Annotated in this window: 15 protein-coding genes; 8 read left to right on the top strand and 7 right to left on the bottom strand. The window is 52.0% G+C overall.

The annotated features are described in order from the left end of the window. Positions 1 to 3 precede the first annotated feature (3 nt). From B2R48_RS20025 to B2R48_RS20000, 6 genes are all read right to left on the bottom strand, one after another. Positions 4 to 951, bottom strand: coding sequence for an SMP-30/gluconolactonase/LRE family protein (locus B2R48_RS20025; RefSeq protein ID WP_297003736.1), 948 nt, complete (start codon positions 949 to 951; stop codon positions 4 to 6). A 66-nt stretch (positions 952 to 1,017) separates the two neighbouring features. Beyond that, positions 1,018 to 2,019 (bottom strand): ABC transporter permease, encoded by a 1,002-nt coding sequence (locus B2R48_RS20020; RefSeq protein WP_062954867.1) that lies wholly within the window; start codon positions 2,017 to 2,019, stop codon positions 1,018 to 1,020. A 9-nt stretch (positions 2,020 to 2,028) separates the two neighbouring features. Beyond that, a complete protein-coding gene (locus tag B2R48_RS20015; protein ID WP_297003734.1) occupies positions 2,029 to 3,054 on the bottom strand; it encodes an ABC transporter permease in 1,026 nt (341 codons plus the stop codon). Continuing rightward, the gene (locus tag B2R48_RS20010) at positions 3,051 to 4,619 is read right to left on the bottom strand and encodes a sugar ABC transporter ATP-binding protein (protein WP_297003733.1); all 1,569 of its coding nucleotides are present in this window, start codon (positions 4,617 to 4,619) and stop codon (positions 3,051 to 3,053) included. Before B2R48_RS20010 ends, B2R48_RS20015 begins: the two co-directional genes overlap by 4 nt. Positions 4,620 to 4,691: 72 nt before the next feature. Beyond that, on the bottom strand, positions 4,692 to 5,804 hold the full coding sequence (locus tag B2R48_RS20005; RefSeq protein WP_297003732.1) for a substrate-binding domain-containing protein: 1,113 nt from the start codon (positions 5,802 to 5,804) through the stop codon (positions 4,692 to 4,694). Positions 5,805 to 5,852: 48 nt separating this feature from the next. Beyond that, on the bottom strand, positions 5,853 to 6,161 hold the full coding sequence (locus B2R48_RS20000; RefSeq protein ID WP_297003731.1) for a hypothetical protein: 309 nt from the start codon (positions 6,159 to 6,161) through the stop codon (positions 5,853 to 5,855). Positions 6,162 to 6,245: 84 nt separating this feature from the next. Between B2R48_RS20000 and B2R48_RS19995 the strand changes: the two genes are divergently transcribed. Together B2R48_RS19995 and B2R48_RS19990 are read left to right on the top strand one after the other, a co-directional pair. Beyond that, positions 6,246 to 7,451 (top strand): GAF domain-containing sensor histidine kinase, encoded by a 1,206-nt coding sequence (locus B2R48_RS19995; protein ID WP_297003730.1) that lies wholly within the window; start codon positions 6,246 to 6,248, stop codon positions 7,449 to 7,451. Continuing rightward, positions 7,432 to 8,166 (top strand): response regulator, encoded by a 735-nt coding sequence (locus B2R48_RS19990; RefSeq protein ID WP_297003729.1) that lies wholly within the window; start codon positions 7,432 to 7,434, stop codon positions 8,164 to 8,166. Before B2R48_RS19995 ends, B2R48_RS19990 begins: the two co-directional genes overlap by 20 nt. A gap of 117 nt (positions 8,167 to 8,283) precedes the next feature. On the opposite strand, the gene B2R48_RS19985 is transcribed toward B2R48_RS19990, so the two are convergent. Continuing rightward, entirely contained in the window at positions 8,284 to 8,763 is a 480-nt protein-coding gene (locus B2R48_RS19985; RefSeq protein WP_062954862.1) for a MarR family winged helix-turn-helix transcriptional regulator, read from the bottom strand. A 323-nt stretch (positions 8,764 to 9,086) separates the two neighbouring features. Between B2R48_RS19985 and ectA the strand changes: the two genes are divergently transcribed. From ectA to B2R48_RS19955, 6 genes are all read left to right on the top strand, one after another. After that, entirely contained in the window at positions 9,087 to 9,635 is a 549-nt protein-coding gene (gene ectA, locus B2R48_RS19980; protein ID WP_297003728.1) for a diaminobutyrate acetyltransferase, read from the top strand. A gap of 127 nt (positions 9,636 to 9,762) precedes the next feature. After that, positions 9,763 to 11,046 carry a diaminobutyrate--2-oxoglutarate transaminase gene (gene ectB, locus B2R48_RS19975; protein WP_297003727.1) on the top strand — a complete coding sequence of 428 codons (1,284 nt, stop codon included), beginning with the start codon at positions 9,763 to 9,765 and terminating at the stop codon, positions 11,044 to 11,046. A 68-nt stretch (positions 11,047 to 11,114) separates the two neighbouring features. After that, positions 11,115 to 11,516 carry an ectoine synthase gene (locus tag B2R48_RS19970; protein ID WP_008891076.1) on the top strand — a complete coding sequence of 134 codons (402 nt, stop codon included), beginning with the start codon at positions 11,115 to 11,117 and terminating at the stop codon, positions 11,514 to 11,516. An 83-nt stretch (positions 11,517 to 11,599) separates the two neighbouring features. Further along, positions 11,600 to 13,105 carry an aspartate kinase gene (locus B2R48_RS19965; protein WP_213473199.1) on the top strand — a complete coding sequence of 502 codons (1,506 nt, stop codon included), beginning with the start codon at positions 11,600 to 11,602 and terminating at the stop codon, positions 13,103 to 13,105. A gap of 159 nt (positions 13,106 to 13,264) precedes the next feature. After that, positions 13,265 to 14,089 carry a nucleoside triphosphate pyrophosphohydrolase gene (gene mazG, locus B2R48_RS19960; RefSeq protein WP_297003726.1) on the top strand — a complete coding sequence of 275 codons (825 nt, stop codon included), beginning with the start codon at positions 13,265 to 13,267 and terminating at the stop codon, positions 14,087 to 14,089. A 750-nt stretch (positions 14,090 to 14,839) separates the two neighbouring features. Next, positions 14,840 to 16,093 (top strand): ATP-grasp domain-containing protein, encoded by a 1,254-nt coding sequence (locus B2R48_RS19955; protein WP_297003725.1) that lies wholly within the window; start codon positions 14,840 to 14,842, stop codon positions 16,091 to 16,093. Positions 16,094 to 16,102 lie beyond the last annotated feature (9 nt).

Below are 16,102 nucleotides of genomic sequence, written 5' to 3'. Positions count from 1 at the left end.
CGCTTAGCGCACCAACGCTTGGCTGTTGACGTGTATTGCGTAAACGCTTGATGTCGCAGTAATCATCAACTCGTTCCCACGCGCACCGCCAAACGTTAAATTTGAGACGGTTTCGGGCACCAGAACCTTGCCAAGCAATTTACCGCCGGGATCAAAACAGTGAACGCCATCTGCGGCAGAACTCCAGACATTGCCGTAACAATCGACCCTTATCCCATCTGGCAAGCCATTGTCGATTTCGGCGAAATCGCGCCCATTTCCAAGCGCGCTTTCACCAACAACATCATAAACACGAATGACGGCCGGGATTGTCGCATCGTGGCTGCTTCCGGACTCGGTTACATAAAGCAGCTTCTCATCATTGGAAAATGCCAGTCCGTTTGGCTGCCTAAAGTCCTGCGCAACGCTTTCTACAATTCCGGTTTCCGGCTCAAGACGGAACACATTGTTGAATTCCTGCTCGGGTGTTGCCTTGTATCCCTCATAGTTCGACAAAATCCCGTAGGTTGGGTCCGTGAACCAAATTGATCCGTCTGTCTTCACCACGACGTCATTGGGCGAGTTAAGACGCCTGCCCTCAAAGCCATCAGCCAGCGTCGTGATCTTTCCGTTGTGTTCGGTGCGCGTGACCGTCCTTGATCCGTGCTGACAGGTCACAAGGCAACCATTCGTGTCGCGGGTATTGCCATTCGCAAAGTCAGAGTGATCGCGAAACTCGTTAACCGAACCATCACACATCCAGCGGAATATCTTCTGGTTCGGAATATCGGAAAACAGAAGGCATTGATGCGCCGGAAACCATACCGGCCCCTCTGTCCACAAATGCCCACCAGAGATTTTTCTCAGTCGAACATTTGGCAGAACCAGGTCGCGAAACCGATCATCCAAAATCTGGTATGGCTCAAACATACCAGATGTACTTTCAAGTTTGTCTACGGCGCAGTAAGCCACGTGACAATCCTTTGTGCTAAACAAGTTGTGTGACAAGAATGCTTGGCTCGAATGGGGTCACGTCCACTACCGCACCAGCTGCTGGCGACCATAGATCAGCAACATCCCGATAATCACCGCACCGAATACCACCTGACGGAACGTATCTGCAGGAATATCGACACCGAGCTGGGCGAAGTACCTTTGTGGCTGAACCACTGAAAGCATCGACTGCAAGATGGTGATCAAGATGACCCCTGCGATCGTTCCGACATATTTTCCGCGGCCGCCAAGGACGTTTGTTCCACCAAGAATGATCGCAGCGATGGTTGGCAACAAATAAGGATCACCCATTGCCTGATATGAACGGTTTGCCCATCCTGCCAACAGAACACCCGTCAAAGCCGCGCATGCCCCCGAAAAGATAAAGCAGGCCAGAATAACCTTGCGTGTATCCACCCCGCTCAGAAAGACGGATCTTTCCTGATTACCAACGGCATAGATCCGACGGCCAAGAACGGTCCGATTAAGCATAAACACAATCGCCGAACCCAAAATGATCCAGATAAGAAGTGGGTTGGGAATGCCAGGAATGAGATGGCCGACCGCCAGTTCACGCATGAACTCGGTTGCCCGGTCTTGCGGGGCAAAACCGCCCGTATGATAAACCATAAGGCCCTGTGCGACCGCGTTCATTCCAAGGGTGAATATCATGGCCGGCGCACGCAGATACGCCACACCCAACCCATTCACCGTGCCGATCAATGCACCACAGAAAACCCCGAACGGCACCGCAAGCGTGACACCCCATTCTGGCCCGAGGAATCCGGTTGCACCCGTTGCCATCATGCCGCCAACGCCAATGGTCCACGGGATGGAAAGGTCGATATGCCCCAACAGAATGACAAGCATCACGCCACTGGCAACGACCCCCAGGAAGGATGCGGTGTGGAGCTGCTGTATCAGATATTTTGGTGACAGAAATGCTGGCTCGACCATTGCGCCGATCAGTAGCAGAACAATTACACATGCAAATGCAATAAGGGTCGCCCGATCAAATTGCCTTGCGATTACGCCTGAAACACTCATTTTTCCGCCTTACCGATAAATATCTAGTCTGTTCTTAATTCGCAGAACACGTAATGAACCGAGACTGACCGCAACAAGCAGCACGACGCCGACAAACAGCGGCTGCAAAACAGGGTTGATGTCAAACACGATCAACAGATCCCCAACTGTCCGCATGACGAAGGCTCCGAAAATCGAGCCGACAGCACTTCCGACGCCACCAAACAAAGATGTTCCGCCAATCACCACGGCGCCGATTGAATTCAGCGTATATTCATTGGCAATCGACATCTTCGCCGCGCCGGAATAGGTCAATGCTGTTAAAAGGATACCGCCAATGGACGCCAGTAAACCGCTCAGGGTATATGCCAGCATCTTTGCGCGATTGATCGGAATACCGGACATATAAGCCGCTTGTTCCGATGAACCGATGGCAAATGCAGCTCTTCCCAGAACCGATCGGCGATACGGGATCCAGATGAACACGACCACTGCCAGCAACAGCAATACAGTATGCGGAACCGCAAATGACGAACGGGTCATGAAATCAGCAAGTTCGAAATTCACAGACCCACCTGGTTGGGGACGAATGGCAAGCGCAACACCGAAATAGACGGCACTTGTCGCCAGCGTCGCAATCAGGGGCTGCAGGCGGCCATACACAATTATGACGCCATTTATCGCGCCACAGGCCAGACCAAGCAGTAACACGCCAAAGATCCCGAAAGTTGTTGCGACGGGTCCACCGACAACAATCGAAGATGCAAGGCAGTTCGACAGCACAAATGTCGCACCAACAGAAAGATCAAGACCGCGCGTGATAATCGGCAAAGTCTGTGCCATTGCCACCAGCGCAAGCAACGCACCTTTGTTTGCCGCCGTGTTGATCATGTTCGGAGACAGGCCGACTGCCTGCTTCCAGCCATAGACAAGGAACATTGTCGTAAAGATCAGCATGGCGATCAGAACCCCACGCTGGGCCGCTGACAGACGTCCGATCCACGCGAAATATTTTGGTCGAGAAACCAGATCTGCTGGTTCAGATCCCACACTCATGACGACACTCCCTGTTTCTTATTTTGCTCAGGTTGGGCCGCAACTTGGTCGGGAAGATTAAGCGCAGCTGACACCAGATTTGTTTCGTTAAGATCATCGCCCGCAAGGGTGCGAACGATCCGGCCGTCATACATGACAAGAACGCGATCACAGCAACCGATCAATTCGTCATAGTCGGTTGAATACAAAAGGATTGCGCATCCCTGTGCGGCGAGCTTCTGCAGAAGTTGATAAATTTCCTGCTTGGTACCGACATCGATGCCGCGGGTTGGATCGTTCAATAGGATAATTCGTGGCTTGGTCATCAACCATTTACCAATGACGACTTTTTGCTGGTTGCCGCCAGACAACGCCCCGACCGGCCCGTCAATGCCATCAGCCTTGATCTTGAGAAGCTTGACCATCTCATCAATCGCTTCTTCTTCCGCATGGCTATCGACAACGCCCAGTCGGCTCATTTTTTCGACCGCTGCAAATGACAGGTTTTCACGCACCGTCATTGAAAGCATCAACCCCTCGTATTTGCGGTCCTCTGGCACAAGAGCAATGCCGATATCATCAGACTTGGCCATCTTCGGGCTATTTAACTTAACCGGGGTTCCGTTGACCTTTACCGAACCAGTCGACCCGATCAGGGTGCCAAACAGGCCAAGTTGCAACTGTCGCTGTCCCTGCCCGTCGAGACCACCCAGTCCAACGATTTCACCCGGTCGCATCTCAAGATTGATGTTGTTGAGCTCGTTATTCCACGAAAGGTTCTCGACTTCGAGGATTGGCTCGGATGCCACGGAACTGGTGCTTTTCGCAGGATAAACACTGCTGTATTCGCGACCGATCATCATCTCGACAACAGCACTGTCGGACTTCGTACCATTGGTAAAAGTTTCGACCTTGCTGCCATTGCGATAAACGGTGCATGTATCTGCCAGTTCCGCAATTTCGGGCATCCGGTGCGAAATATAGATGATCGCCATGCCCTCATCGCGAAGCCGGTGAAGCATCGAGAAAACCTTCTCTACGTCGGCCGCCGTCAATGCAGAGGTTGCCTCGTCGAGGATCAGGATTTTTGGATTGCGTGCCAAAGCCTTGGCAATTTCCACCATCTGGCGTCGGGACAGCGAAAGACTACTCACCGTAGCCATCGGATCGATGTTTTCACCTCCAACCCGCGCAAGGGCTTCTTCCGCAATCTGGCGTTGCGCACGATAGTCGATAAGGCCCAGCTTGTTGCGTGGTGGACGGGTGATACCGATATTGTCGGCAACCGTCAGGTCCGGCAACAGGGAGAGTTCCTGAAAAATGCACGAAACGCCCAGATCATTTGCTTCCTGCGGATTTGCGAAATTGACGACATCTCCATCGATCTTGATGGTGCCACTATCAGGCTGCACAACGCCCGACAGAATTTTAATTAATGTCGACTTTCCTGCACCATTCTCACCAAGCAGTGCGTGAATAGATCCACGTTTGGTGTCAAAGCTGACGTCTTCAAGCGCGCGAACCCCGCCATAGCGCTTGGTAATGCCCGACATTGACAGTAAATAAGGAGAGTTGCTCTCTGACACGGCAGTATTCCTAATCAGACTTGAGTACCGCCGACCCAAAAAGGGTCGACGGTATTTGGATGCTTGTTATTATTAGTTATTTTCGCCGGTCTGCGAGGCGATTTCCTCTGCCGTGAAGCCGATATTGCAGGATTCAAAATTGTTGCCCGCAAAGAAGCTACCCGGCAGTTTCGGGAACATCTCGACGCCTTCCTCAAACGGCGCATAAGAAATCGAAGTCGGGAGTGCAATTTCCGACGGAACAACTTCGCCCTTCAACGCCGCAATCGCGGTTTTGATGGTTACAGAGGACTGCGCGGGGCCCGTTCCACCGGACTGACAGCTCAACCCAGCCTTATTGCAAAGCTGTCGGAACGCATTTTCGGTTTCGCCGGAAATCGGGGCCTTGAATACGCCAGCATCCAGCATTGCCGTGGCAACACCTTGCGAGCCACCCTGTACATAAATCCCGTCAAACACACCACCGGCTGCGATGGCATCTGCGGTTACTTTCTGCCCGTCACCCGGGGCCCAGTTTCCGACAACATCGACGACTTCGATATCGCGACCAGATGCCTTGATGACCTCAAGGAAGCCTTCGTTTCGTGCAATATCGACCGGCTGCCCTGCCGGACCACGCACATGGAGGAACTTGGCCGGACCATCACCACTTTCCTTAAGCAGGAATTCCCCGGCTGATTTACCCAGGCCCTTTTGGTCGACATTGATCGCAATTTGGTTGGGATCATCAATAACGTTGTCAAACGACAGAACCACCACATCGGCTTCATTGGCCTTGCGCACCACTGACCCAAATGCCGCCGTGTTGTTGGCGTTGATGATGATGGCGTCAAAGCCCTGGTCGATAAAGTTGTTCGCAGCAGCAATCTGTGCGGCAATGTCTTCGCCCACGGACACAACCTTGAACTCTTCGATGTCGGCTGCGACAGCCGGTTGGGCAGCATACGCTTTCGCAACCGCGATCATTTGAACACGCCAGTCATTGGCAATAAAACCGTTTACCAGTGCGATTTTGTATGGGCCCTCACGCGCAGGCCACTGGAAATAGTTGGTGTTTTCCGATACCGGCGTGAAACAGGACGGATCGGCACCGGGACCAGCAACGGTTTGCGGTCCAGCCATCGCCACATGCGCGGTCATCATCAACGCGACAGTAGCTGTCGTCATAGTCAGTAGTTTTTTCATGGTATTCCTCCCGTTGGATGCATTGTTCTTTATGTCATCCGCTGCAGGTCAGCGCCGCAGCCCGCATTGTGAAATTATCTTGGTCGCCCTTTTGCCAATTGCTTTCATCAACACTTCTGATTGGTGATCAGAAATGGCGGTATCGTCAGTTACCTGTAAGGAAGTTTCGTCATCACGCAGATATTGCGTAACCCGAACATTTCCCCTGATGTCAGCTTGTGACTTATTGTTTTTTTGTTTTGACCCTTGCCGTTGATCGGCAAGATTGGGTTTGCGCCAGCAAAGCCACGCGAAAACCGTTGCGCAACCTTCTTTGCTTTCAATTAAATCGTAAAGAGCAGTTTCCGCACAACGCATACGGTGTTACGCATCCAAGTTGCGGGTTCCCGCAAGACAAGGGAAATGCCTGCGAATATTATTCAAAGGGCGGAGGAAACAACCATGTCGGATCTTGCTCATTACCTTCGAATATCCAATTTGCTTGCAGGCAACCTTGATATTCATTCGGCCCTAAGTTCGGTAAAAACCGAGATCGAAAAGATCATTGAGTTTGATCATCTGGATGTCTGCCTGATTGACACAGACAAAATGTGGGCGACGGCATACGAGGTTGGCGTTGAAACCGCCTGGAGCAAAATGCGCTCGAACGTTCACAAGGCTCCCATCCGCGATATCCTTCTGGGCAACACAGATCATCTTCTGACGGGCAATGCCCTTAAAGACCCTCGTTTCGTTTTCCCCGGCGCGGTAAGTGCGCCGATCATCGATCACGAATTACGCAGCCGTGTCAGCGTCGGAATGAAGGTTCTTGGTGAAGTCGTTGGCTCATTGAATTGCTCTTCAACGAAAGAAGATTTTTATGACCACAGCCACCTTGAGCAAATGCGCATCTTGGCCGATATGCTAGCGCCCTATTTTCACGCCTTGCGGGCCAACGAAAAGGCAAACAAGGAAGCGATTATGCGCGCAGAAATACTTGCGCGCGAAGAAGGATTGCGCCTCGGTGCGCTAAGCCTGACAGACGCGCTTGAGGCAGAACGTCAGCGTATCGGCATGGATTTGCACGATCAAACCCTGGCCGACCTGACCCGCATCGCCAGGGACCTGCGCCCCGGCCTAAGCGAGGCCCAGTATCTGAGATTGCAACGACAAGTCCAAAACATGATTCAGGGGCTTCGGGACATCATCGACACTTCCATCCCCTCAATCCTTGACCTGTTCGGTTTCCACCATGCTGTTCAAACGCACCTTGAACGTGCTGTAAGCTATGACAGCAAGATGCAATTCAAGGTCAATGACGCGACAGATGGCGCCATTGACTTGTTACCTGAAACAACCCGCATCGCGATTTTCCGCATTTGTCAGGAAGCAATCAACAACGCCGTGCTGCACTCGAATGCTTCGCTTGTGTCTGTGCAGGTTACGGCGTCCCCGGATAATGTCTTGACCATCCAGATTTCAGACAATGGAAAATTCCGACCGCAACCCATGAAACCCTCTAGTGGGCTTGAACATATGAAAACGCGCGCCAGACTGATTGGGGCGCATTACGATCTTGCCACGTCGGACGGAACAACTGTGACAATCAAGTTGCATCAAAAAACCAGACAACAAGGAGAAAACGTCAATGAAAATATTGCTGGTTGAAGATGACAACATGCATGCCGATTTTCTGCTGGAAATCGTCGAGCAAACATTGCCGGAATTTGATGAAATTCTCGTCGCCAATAACGGCAAGGAAGCCGAAACCCTTGCGCATCGGCATCAAATCACTGCGATCGTGATGGATCTTCGGATGAAAGAACATAACGGGATTGAGGCAGCCAGAACAATCTGGGCGGGTCGACCCAATACAAGGATCCTGTTTTGGTCGAACTATTCAGATGAGGCCTATTTGCGCGGAATCACGCGCATTGTGCCCGACCAGGCGGCATATGGTTACGTTCTCAAAACAGCGACACAGGATAAAATGCGGCTGGCACTGCGCGCTGTTCTGATCGAAGCCCAGATCGTGGTTGATCGTGAAGTCCATCAAATCCAGGCTCAGCAGATGCGTTCACGCAGTGCGCTCACGGAATTCGAATATCTGATCTTGCTTGATCTGGCGCTGGGCCTTCCCGACAAGGCAATCGCAATGCGACGAAAGCTGTCATTACGCACCGTACAAAACCGGTTGTTGTCGCTCTATGACAAACTTGATGTCGAAGCACATGATCAAAATGAAATGGGCGTCGTCCTTAACAAGCGCACGCGTGCGGTATCCAGCGCCATTGCCCGCAAGATCATTAACCGGGAAGGTTTGATTACGGCAAACAAAGAACTAAGCGTCTGGCTTGAGCGCTCCTCTGTTTCTCAGGATTAGAGATCCTTCTAAGACAACTTCCATGCTCTCTGAACGTCCTGATCGCGAGCATCGAACCTTGGCGCCTTTCAACCTTTGGGCCGACGCATTTGCGGTGCGGCTCCGTGGTTGTTGCCGCTAGTCACGTTTTTCAACAATAACGTTGTGATCAAGAACCGGCGCGACATCGATGTCGCTGGCGTCCATCATGCCTGAAACACGTTGAAGGGCTGCGATCAGAAAAGTCTGTTCCCATTCTTCAAGACTGTTGAAATTATCAGAAAACCGGTCGTGAAGTGCCATCGGTGCGCGATCAAGGATTGCCCTGCCCTGGTCGGTCAGCCGGACAAACACCTTGCGCTTGTCGGTATCGCCACGCTCGCGGGTAACAAGCTGCATTGCCTGCAATTTGTCGACCAGAGCTGTGGTCGACGCTTGGGCCAAATTGACTTTGGCCGCAATCTGGCCAACCGTCATCTCGCCGAATTCCTCAAGAGACTGCAGAACAAGAAGCTGTGACGTTTTAAGCCCGGTTACCTTACCAAGCCTTTTTGCGTGGATATCACTCGCGCGCAGGATACGGCGGATGGAGATCAACGCTTCATGCAATTTATCCATTGTTATTTTCCGGGCATCTTCGGTTTTCTGTAGAAGACGCTGTTTTAGCCCTACAGCCGCAATTCCGCAATGGTTTAAGACATTTTTGCATCGAATTTCGATCATTTTTTACATCGAAACCCGCTCTTTTCATGAAATAATATTTCATCGAAAGAATATAATCACTATCGGACGTCGATACATTTATATTTCATTGATTTTCAATGACTTATGCATTTTCACAGGAAAGTCACAACAATAGGGTTGATCAATTTGCATCGCTATTCTATATATCTCTCGCGGCATAAATGATCGCATATCGAAATAACAGAGCAGGCAGACCGATGAAAATTGCCAACACAAACGGCAATACCGGCCAGAAAGCCAACCTGATTATCCGTAAACCCAAAGCCACAGACGGCTCTGCGGTGAACAACCTGATCGCCGACTGCAAGCCGTTGGATGAAAACTCGGTGTACTGCAATCTGCTGCAGTGTTCGCACTTTGCTGACACATGCGCGATTGCCGAACTGAATGGCGAAGCCGTAGGCTTCGTTTCGGGCTACATTGTCCCGGATACACCTGAACAGCTTTTCATCTGGCAGGTCGCCGTTTCCCCGAAGGCCCGTGGCCTGCGTTTGGCGAAACGCCTGATCCTTGACATCCTGGACCGTCCGTCCTGCCACGGTGTCTCGCAGCTGAACACGACGATCACGTCAACCAACGCTCCTTCGCAGGGTGTTTTCCGCTCCGTTGCACGCGAACTGGGCGCCGAGGTCAAACGCAAGGTTCAGTTTGAACGTGAAACGCACTTTGAAGGTGCCGCTGCCAGCGAAATCTTGTGGCAGATCGGACCGTTCGAGCGCGAAGACGTCGAACGCGTCGCTGCCTAATTCGGCAGACCAATTTTTCCCCACCTTTCATGCACGAAATGGCTCGATCATTTCTGGAACATCCGGCAAGCCGGAACGTTTGGCATGACAGGTGGACTTGATTTTTCCCAATCTGAAAGAGGGAACTATGACTGTATTTGATCGCCTTGAATCGGAAGTTCAGAGCTACGCACGCTCCTTCCCCGTAACCTTTGAATCGGCAGAAGGCGCATGGCTGACCGACGAAAATGGCAACCGCTACCTTGATTTCCTTGCCGGTGCAGGCAGCCTTAACTATGGCCACAACCATCCTGTTCTTCAGGAAAAGCTGATTGATTATATCAAATCAAACGGTGTGACCCATGGTCTGGACATGCACACCAAGGCCAAAGCCGCTTTCCTCGAAGCCCTTGAAGAGAAGATCTTCAAGCCGCGCGACATGGAATACAAGGTTCAGTTTACCGGCCCGACCGGCACCAACGCCGTCGAAGCTGCCCTGAAACTGGCGCGCCGCGTCAAAGGCCGCGAAACCGTGATTTCATTCACCAATGGCTTCCACGGTTGTACCTTGGGTTCGCTTGCCATCACCGGTAACGAACATCACCGTGGCGCTGCCGGCGTATCGCTTGATAACGCTGTTGCTGTTCCGTTTGACGGTTACATGGGTGACGGCGCGGACACCACCGAATATCTGGACCGTGTCCTGTCGGACAACTCCAGTGGTATCGCCCTGCCCGCAGCCGTTATCGTTGAAACGCTTCAGGGTGAAGGCGGTCTGAATGCAGCTGACTTCGGCTGGCTCAAGAACCTGGAGAAAGTTTGCCGCAAGCATGACATCCTTCTGATTGTCGATGACATTCAGGCAGGTTGTGGCCGTACCGGCACGTTCTTTAGCTTCGAACCTGCGGGTATCAAGCCGGACATGATCACCCTGTCGAAGTCGCTTTCGGCTTATGGTCTTCCGCTTGCTGTGCTGCTGATGAAACCGGAATTTGATGTCTGGCATCCGGGCGAGCACAACGGTACCTTCCGTGGTAACAACCACGCGTTTGTGACCGCTGCTGCTGCACTCGAGCACTTCTGGTCTAACGACCAGTTCGCCGCTGACGTTCGCGACAAGGCTGCGTTTCTTGAAACGCGCCTGACCGAGATCGCTGATCGTTATGGTGATGGCAAAATTTATCGCAAGGGCCGTGGCCTGATGCAGGGTATCTGCTTTGAAAGCGGTGAGCTCGCATCACAGGTGACCAAGGAATGTTTCAAACATAACCTTGTAATTGAAACCAGTGGCCCGGAAGATGAAGTTGTCAAATGCCTTGTGCCTTTGATCATCTCCAAGCAGGATTTGGCACATGGTCTGGAAATCCTTGAACTGGCAACTGCCAAAGCCATGGGCAAGGACGTCACCCCGGCCAAAGCTGCCGCTGAGTAAAAAAAAGTTGGGGCGACGCCTTGATGCGTCGCCCTGCCCCACAACTTAATTATATCAAAGAGTTAAAAATGATTGTTCGTACTCTGAAAGAATGTGAAGCATCCGGTCGCCGCGTGGTTTCAGACAATTGGGAAAGCACCCGTCTGTCACTCGCTGAAGATGGCATGGGCTTCTCGTTCCACATCACCACCATCTATGCCGGTACTGAAACCGAAATCTGCTACGCCAACCACTTCGAGACTGTTTATTGCATCTCGGGTAATGGCGAAGTGGAAACCATTGCTGACGGCAAGAAATACAAAATCGAGCCGGGCACTGTTTACATCCTCGACAAACATGACCGCCACTATCTGCGCGGTGGCACCGAAGACATGGTTGTGGCTTGTGCCTTCAACCCGCCGCTCAATGGTCGTGAAGTTCATGACGAGAACGGTGTCTACCCGCTCGATGGCGAAGCCCTCGCCAGCTAAAAGCTTTTGCGCGGGGCAGCGACAATCTGCCCCGTGCGCTCTTGAGCATATTTTTTTAAGGATACGCCCCCAAAGGAGGCAACATGCTTTCAGCCCAGAAAAACAAGGACGCTGGGCATAGCGTTCACAAGATCGGTGGTACGTCGATGACCCAGGTTGATGCGGTCATGGACAACATTCTGGTCGGCAATCGTAGCGAAGACGAACTTTACAATCGTGTCTTTGTCGTTTCGGCATATGGCGGCTTTACCGACCTTCTGCTCGAAAACAAAAAGACGGGCGAAGCAGGCGTCTATCAGCTTTACGCCGGTTCGGAGACCGATTGGGCCTGGGGCGATGCCTTGACCAAGGTTTCCGAAAAAATGTGCGCCATCAACGAGGAAATCTTTGGCGACGCTCCGGAACTGAAGCTGGCCAATGCCTTTGTGCAGGAACGCATCGAAGGCACGCGCAGCTGCCTGATGGATCTTCATCGCCTGTGCAGCTTCGGTCATTTCAAGCTTGAAAAGCATCTTCTGACCGTGCGTGAAATGCTTTCTGCGATTGGCGAGGCACACAGTGCGCACAACACCATGTTGCTCCTGCGCGCCAAGGGCGTTAATGCCGTGTTCGCCGACCTTTCGGGCTGGCGCGAACCAGAGGCATCCACCCTTGATGGCCGCATAAACAAGGTATTTGAAGACATTGATCTGTCAAACCAGCTTGCGATCGCCACAGGTTACGCTCAGTGCAGCGAAGGCCTGATGAGCATCTATGGCCGTGGCTACAGTGAAGTGACCTTCTCGCGCATTGCCTGCCTGACTCAGGCCCGTGAAGCGATCATTCACAAGGAATTCCATCTCTCGAGCGCTGACCCGCGCATCGTTGGTGAAGATGCCGTACGCCCGATTGGCCGGACCAGCTATGACGTGGCCGATCAACTGTCGAACATGGGCATGGAAGCCATCCACCCACGTGCCGCCAAGGGCCTGCGTCAGAATGACATTCCGCTGCGGATCGCCAATACCTTTGAACCGGAACATCCGGGCACGGTTATTGATGATCATTGGGAACCGGAAAATAGCCGCGTTGAAATCGTGACCGGCGTTCCGACCGCGTTCGAAATTGAAGTCTTCAATCAGGACATGGTTGGTGTTCCGGGTGGCGAAGAGTCCATTCTGAACGTTCTGAAACGTTACAAGGTGCCGACTGTCACCAAGAACCTGAATGCCAACACGATTACGCATTATGTCTCAGCACCGCTGAAACAAATCCGTCGCTGTGTTGACGAGATCGAGGCAAACCAGCCCGAAGCAACCGTTCAAACCCGCAAGGTTGCGATTGTTTCGGTCATCGGCGCCAATATCGAACAGCCGGGTCTGTTTGCCCGTGCGGTTACGATACTGGATGAAGCCGGTGTTGAACTGGTGGCCTCCCACTATCCGAGCCGCCGCGTTGATCTGCAGTTTGTTGTTGCAGAAGGTGACTTTAACAAGGCTATCGTCGCCCTGCATCGCGGTCTGGTCGAAGGTAAAAAAGAAGAAAGTGCATCATCCACGCAATCCAAGGATGACAGCACCGAAAAACAGGAAAAGCTCAAGGCTGCATAAGCCAAAAGGGCATCCAAACATCACAGCAAAACCCGCAAGTGCCAGACCGGCCTTGCGGGTTTTGTTTTGCTCTCATCATCTACTTGTCAGTTCTGGTGCGGCGCGATAGGACTTAACAATCATACGGGGCACACCGGCAAAGCAAACAGGACATTCACCATGACCACGCATAATAGCAAAGCCATAAACGACCTTCTTGACGTCATGGCAAAGCTGCGCAACCCGGATGACGGTTGCCCGTGGGACCTGGAACAGGATTTCTCGACCATTGCCCCCTACACCATCGAAGAGGCCTACGAAGTCGCTGACGCGATTGCCGACAACGACATGCCCGAACTGTGCAACGAGTTGGGTGATCTGCTTTTGCAAGTTGTCTTCCATGCCCAGATGGCAAAGGAAGCTGGTCATTTCGAGTTCGAAGACGTCGCCAACAGCATCGTTTCAAAAATGATCAGCCGTCACCCGCATGTCTTTGGCGACGGGGATGCCACAACAACCGATGGCGTTAATCAGACCTGGGAAAAGATCAAGGCGGCCGAACGCGCTCAAAAGGCTGAAGTCAAAGGACATGAACGCCACAGCGCCCTTGATGGGGTGGCAAGTGCCCTGCCCGCATTGATGCGCGCTGAAAAACTGACCAAGCGTGCCGCCCGCGTTGGCTTTGACTGGCCCAGCACCGATGAAGTCTTTGACAAACTTCACGAGGAAATTGACGAACTTAAAGCCGAAATGACCGAAAACCCCGACCAGGCGCGATTGCAGGACGAGTTAGGGGATATGCTGTTTGTCATGGCCAATTTGGCACGAAAGATCGGGGTGGATCCGGAAGTCGCACTCCGCGGTGCCAATCACAAATTCACCAAACGCTTCCATTTCATTGAAGACGAGCTCGCCCGTGACGGACGAACCGCAGCAGATTCCGACCTGACTGAAATGGATGGGCTATGGAACCTCGCAAAGAAGGTAGAGCGAGGCGAAGTTTAACACTGCGCATGCACAACCCCCGAAGACATCTTCAAATGGGGCGCTGACTACCCGGAATTTTTGCGGTGGTTTGGATACTCCTGTCATGGAAACTGATCAATCAGAGTTCCGGTCTTCTGCCTCGGTTTTTCTTGACCCCCTCCTCAGCCCCACACAGCCACCCGTTAGGCGTGAACAAAACATGCTTGTCAGTATTTGTAAGAGTATTAGGTCACCATCCAAAATACAATTTCCACGGAATATAGAACTCACAACCGCGATATCTGACTTTAAATAACAACAACTAAATGACTGCTATATTTTCATGGCGCATGATTAAACCAAATTCTACAGTTTATCTTCGTATTTCTCGATTTTATTTCACGTATTTCTGTCTAAATATCACATTATAGGGCCACTCTGGCCTGAATTAATGCATCTTATTTAGTTATATATTAGTCTCTGATTTTGCTGAAATTCGACATTGCAGCTTAAATGCGTTATGGTTCGCCCCATGCTGACAAACATAACCACGTCGTTCATGCACATCTTGCGCGCACATGCCGCATCCGAAGCTGATGAATCAAGCAGGGGAAAATCACCCCGTTCAGCACATCAAGCCAATATGACCGTAGCCTCCTAAACCGTTGTTGAACAACGGTCGTGGTTTCAGTACGCGTGGCGTGCTGATCCGGTTTTCGGCCGTGTTCATCAAAGCCGTCATATTTCATACCGCGACCAAGACATAACCGTCGAAGGGAACGAATAACTATGACTACTGAGCTAGCATCAAACCAAGAGAACCCCAAAGACCCTAACAAGGGCTACATCGCCATTATTGGCTGGAGCCTCAAGGCCATTGACGCCATTGACCGCTTCGACCGACGTTACATCGTGGTTGCCCCGGATTGGGCTGAGCCGTACGCCAAGGAACACGGTATTCCATTCCTCAAATGGAATTTTGACCGCTTGAACGAGCGATCGTACGAACTCGCCCAGACGCTTCAAGAAATGGGCGTCGACGTTGCGATCCCGTTGTTCGAAGAAGTTGTGGAATGGGCCGGTGCCATCAACGCGGTCCTGTTGGACAATCCCCGTCTGCTCAACCAGTCAATGCTGTTTCGTGACAAATCGTTGATGAAGCGCCGTGCACAGCTTGGCGGTATCCGCGTGGGTATTTTTGAAGAAGCCCGCGAGAGGAGCGACGTTATTCATTTCCTCAAACGCGTCAATCAAGCCTTGATGAAGCTCGACGGTGACCCCAACGATCCCATTCATCTCAAGGCTTTTGACATGGCAGGATGCTTGGGCCACCGGGTGGTACATACGCCGGACGACGTGGAAAACATCCCCGATGATGAGTTTCCGTGCTTGATGGAAAGTCACCTCGATGGCTTTGAGTTTGCCTGCGAGGCGTTTATTTGGAACCGCAAAATCCAGTTTCTCAACATTTCCGAATACGTCACCTTAGGCTATTCGGTGTTCGTCCCGGCGTCACCCGAAATGGAAAAATGGCGTCCACAAGTAGAAGACGAAATCAACAAACTGATCGAGACCTTCAACATTGATTTCGGTTTCATCCACCCTGAATACTTTGTCACGTCCGACGGCAAGATGCACTTCGGCGAAGTTGCATACCGCCCGCCTGGCTTCAATGTATTTGAACTGATGGAACGTACTTATGGTTTCAACGCCTATCACGGGCTGGTATTAATGTTCGATCCAAAATCGACAGCCGAAGAGGTCGAGGCTTTCTTCCCTCGCGAAGTCGTGGACGCAACAGGTTATGCCGGGTGTTTTGGTGTCTATCCGCGCCGCCGGGTGGTCAGCGAACTGCAAATCCCAGAAGAGACGGAAAACCATGAATATTTCGAGTTTCACGAGCTGTCCTCGCCGGCAGAAGCCAAGGTCCCGAAGCGCACAGCTTTTGGCACACACTGGGGGCTGGCATACTTCTTCGGCGACAATGCAGAACGCATGCGTGAGCTGCTCAATCGCCAAGAAGAACTCGATTACTACGTCTGACGTCCATCC

The organism is Thalassospira sp. UBA848, assembly GCF_002295455.1.
GTDB lineage: Bacteria > Pseudomonadota > Alphaproteobacteria > Rhodospirillales > Thalassospiraceae > Thalassospira.
This window is presented reverse-complemented; position numbering and strand designations above follow the sequence as displayed.

Coding starts and splice junctions, on each gene's coding strand:
- B2R48_RS20005 (WP_297003732.1), bottom strand. CDS start 5,804: ATGAAAAAACTACTGACTATGACGACAGCTACTGTCGCGTTGATGATG.
- B2R48_RS20020 (WP_062954867.1), bottom strand. CDS start 2,019: ATGAGTGTTTCAGGCGTAATCGCAAGGCAATTTGATCGGGCGACCCTT.
- B2R48_RS19985 (WP_062954862.1), bottom strand. CDS start 8,763: ATGGATAAATTGCATGAAGCGTTGATCTCCATCCGCCGTATCCTGCGC.
- B2R48_RS19955 (WP_297003725.1), top strand. CDS start 14,840: ATGACTACTGAGCTAGCATCAAACCAAGAGAACCCCAAAGACCCTAAC.
- B2R48_RS19990 (WP_297003729.1), top strand. CDS start 7,432: ATGAAAATATTGCTGGTTGAAGATGACAACATGCATGCCGATTTTCTG.
- ectA (WP_297003728.1), top strand. CDS start 9,087: ATGAAAATTGCCAACACAAACGGCAATACCGGCCAGAAAGCCAACCTG.
- ectB (WP_297003727.1), top strand. CDS start 9,763: ATGACTGTATTTGATCGCCTTGAATCGGAAGTTCAGAGCTACGCACGC.
- mazG (WP_297003726.1), top strand. CDS start 13,265: ATGACCACGCATAATAGCAAAGCCATAAACGACCTTCTTGACGTCATG.
- B2R48_RS19970 (WP_008891076.1), top strand. CDS start 11,115: ATGATTGTTCGTACTCTGAAAGAATGTGAAGCATCCGGTCGCCGCGTG.
- B2R48_RS19965 (WP_213473199.1), top strand. CDS start 11,600: ATGCTTTCAGCCCAGAAAAACAAGGACGCTGGGCATAGCGTTCACAAG.
- B2R48_RS19995 (WP_297003730.1), top strand. CDS start 6,246: ATGTCGGATCTTGCTCATTACCTTCGAATATCCAATTTGCTTGCAGGC.
- B2R48_RS20000 (WP_297003731.1), bottom strand. CDS start 6,161: ATGCGTTGTGCGGAAACTGCTCTTTACGATTTAATTGAAAGCAAAGAA.
- B2R48_RS20015 (WP_297003734.1), bottom strand. CDS start 3,054: ATGAGTGTGGGATCTGAACCAGCAGATCTGGTTTCTCGACCAAAATAT.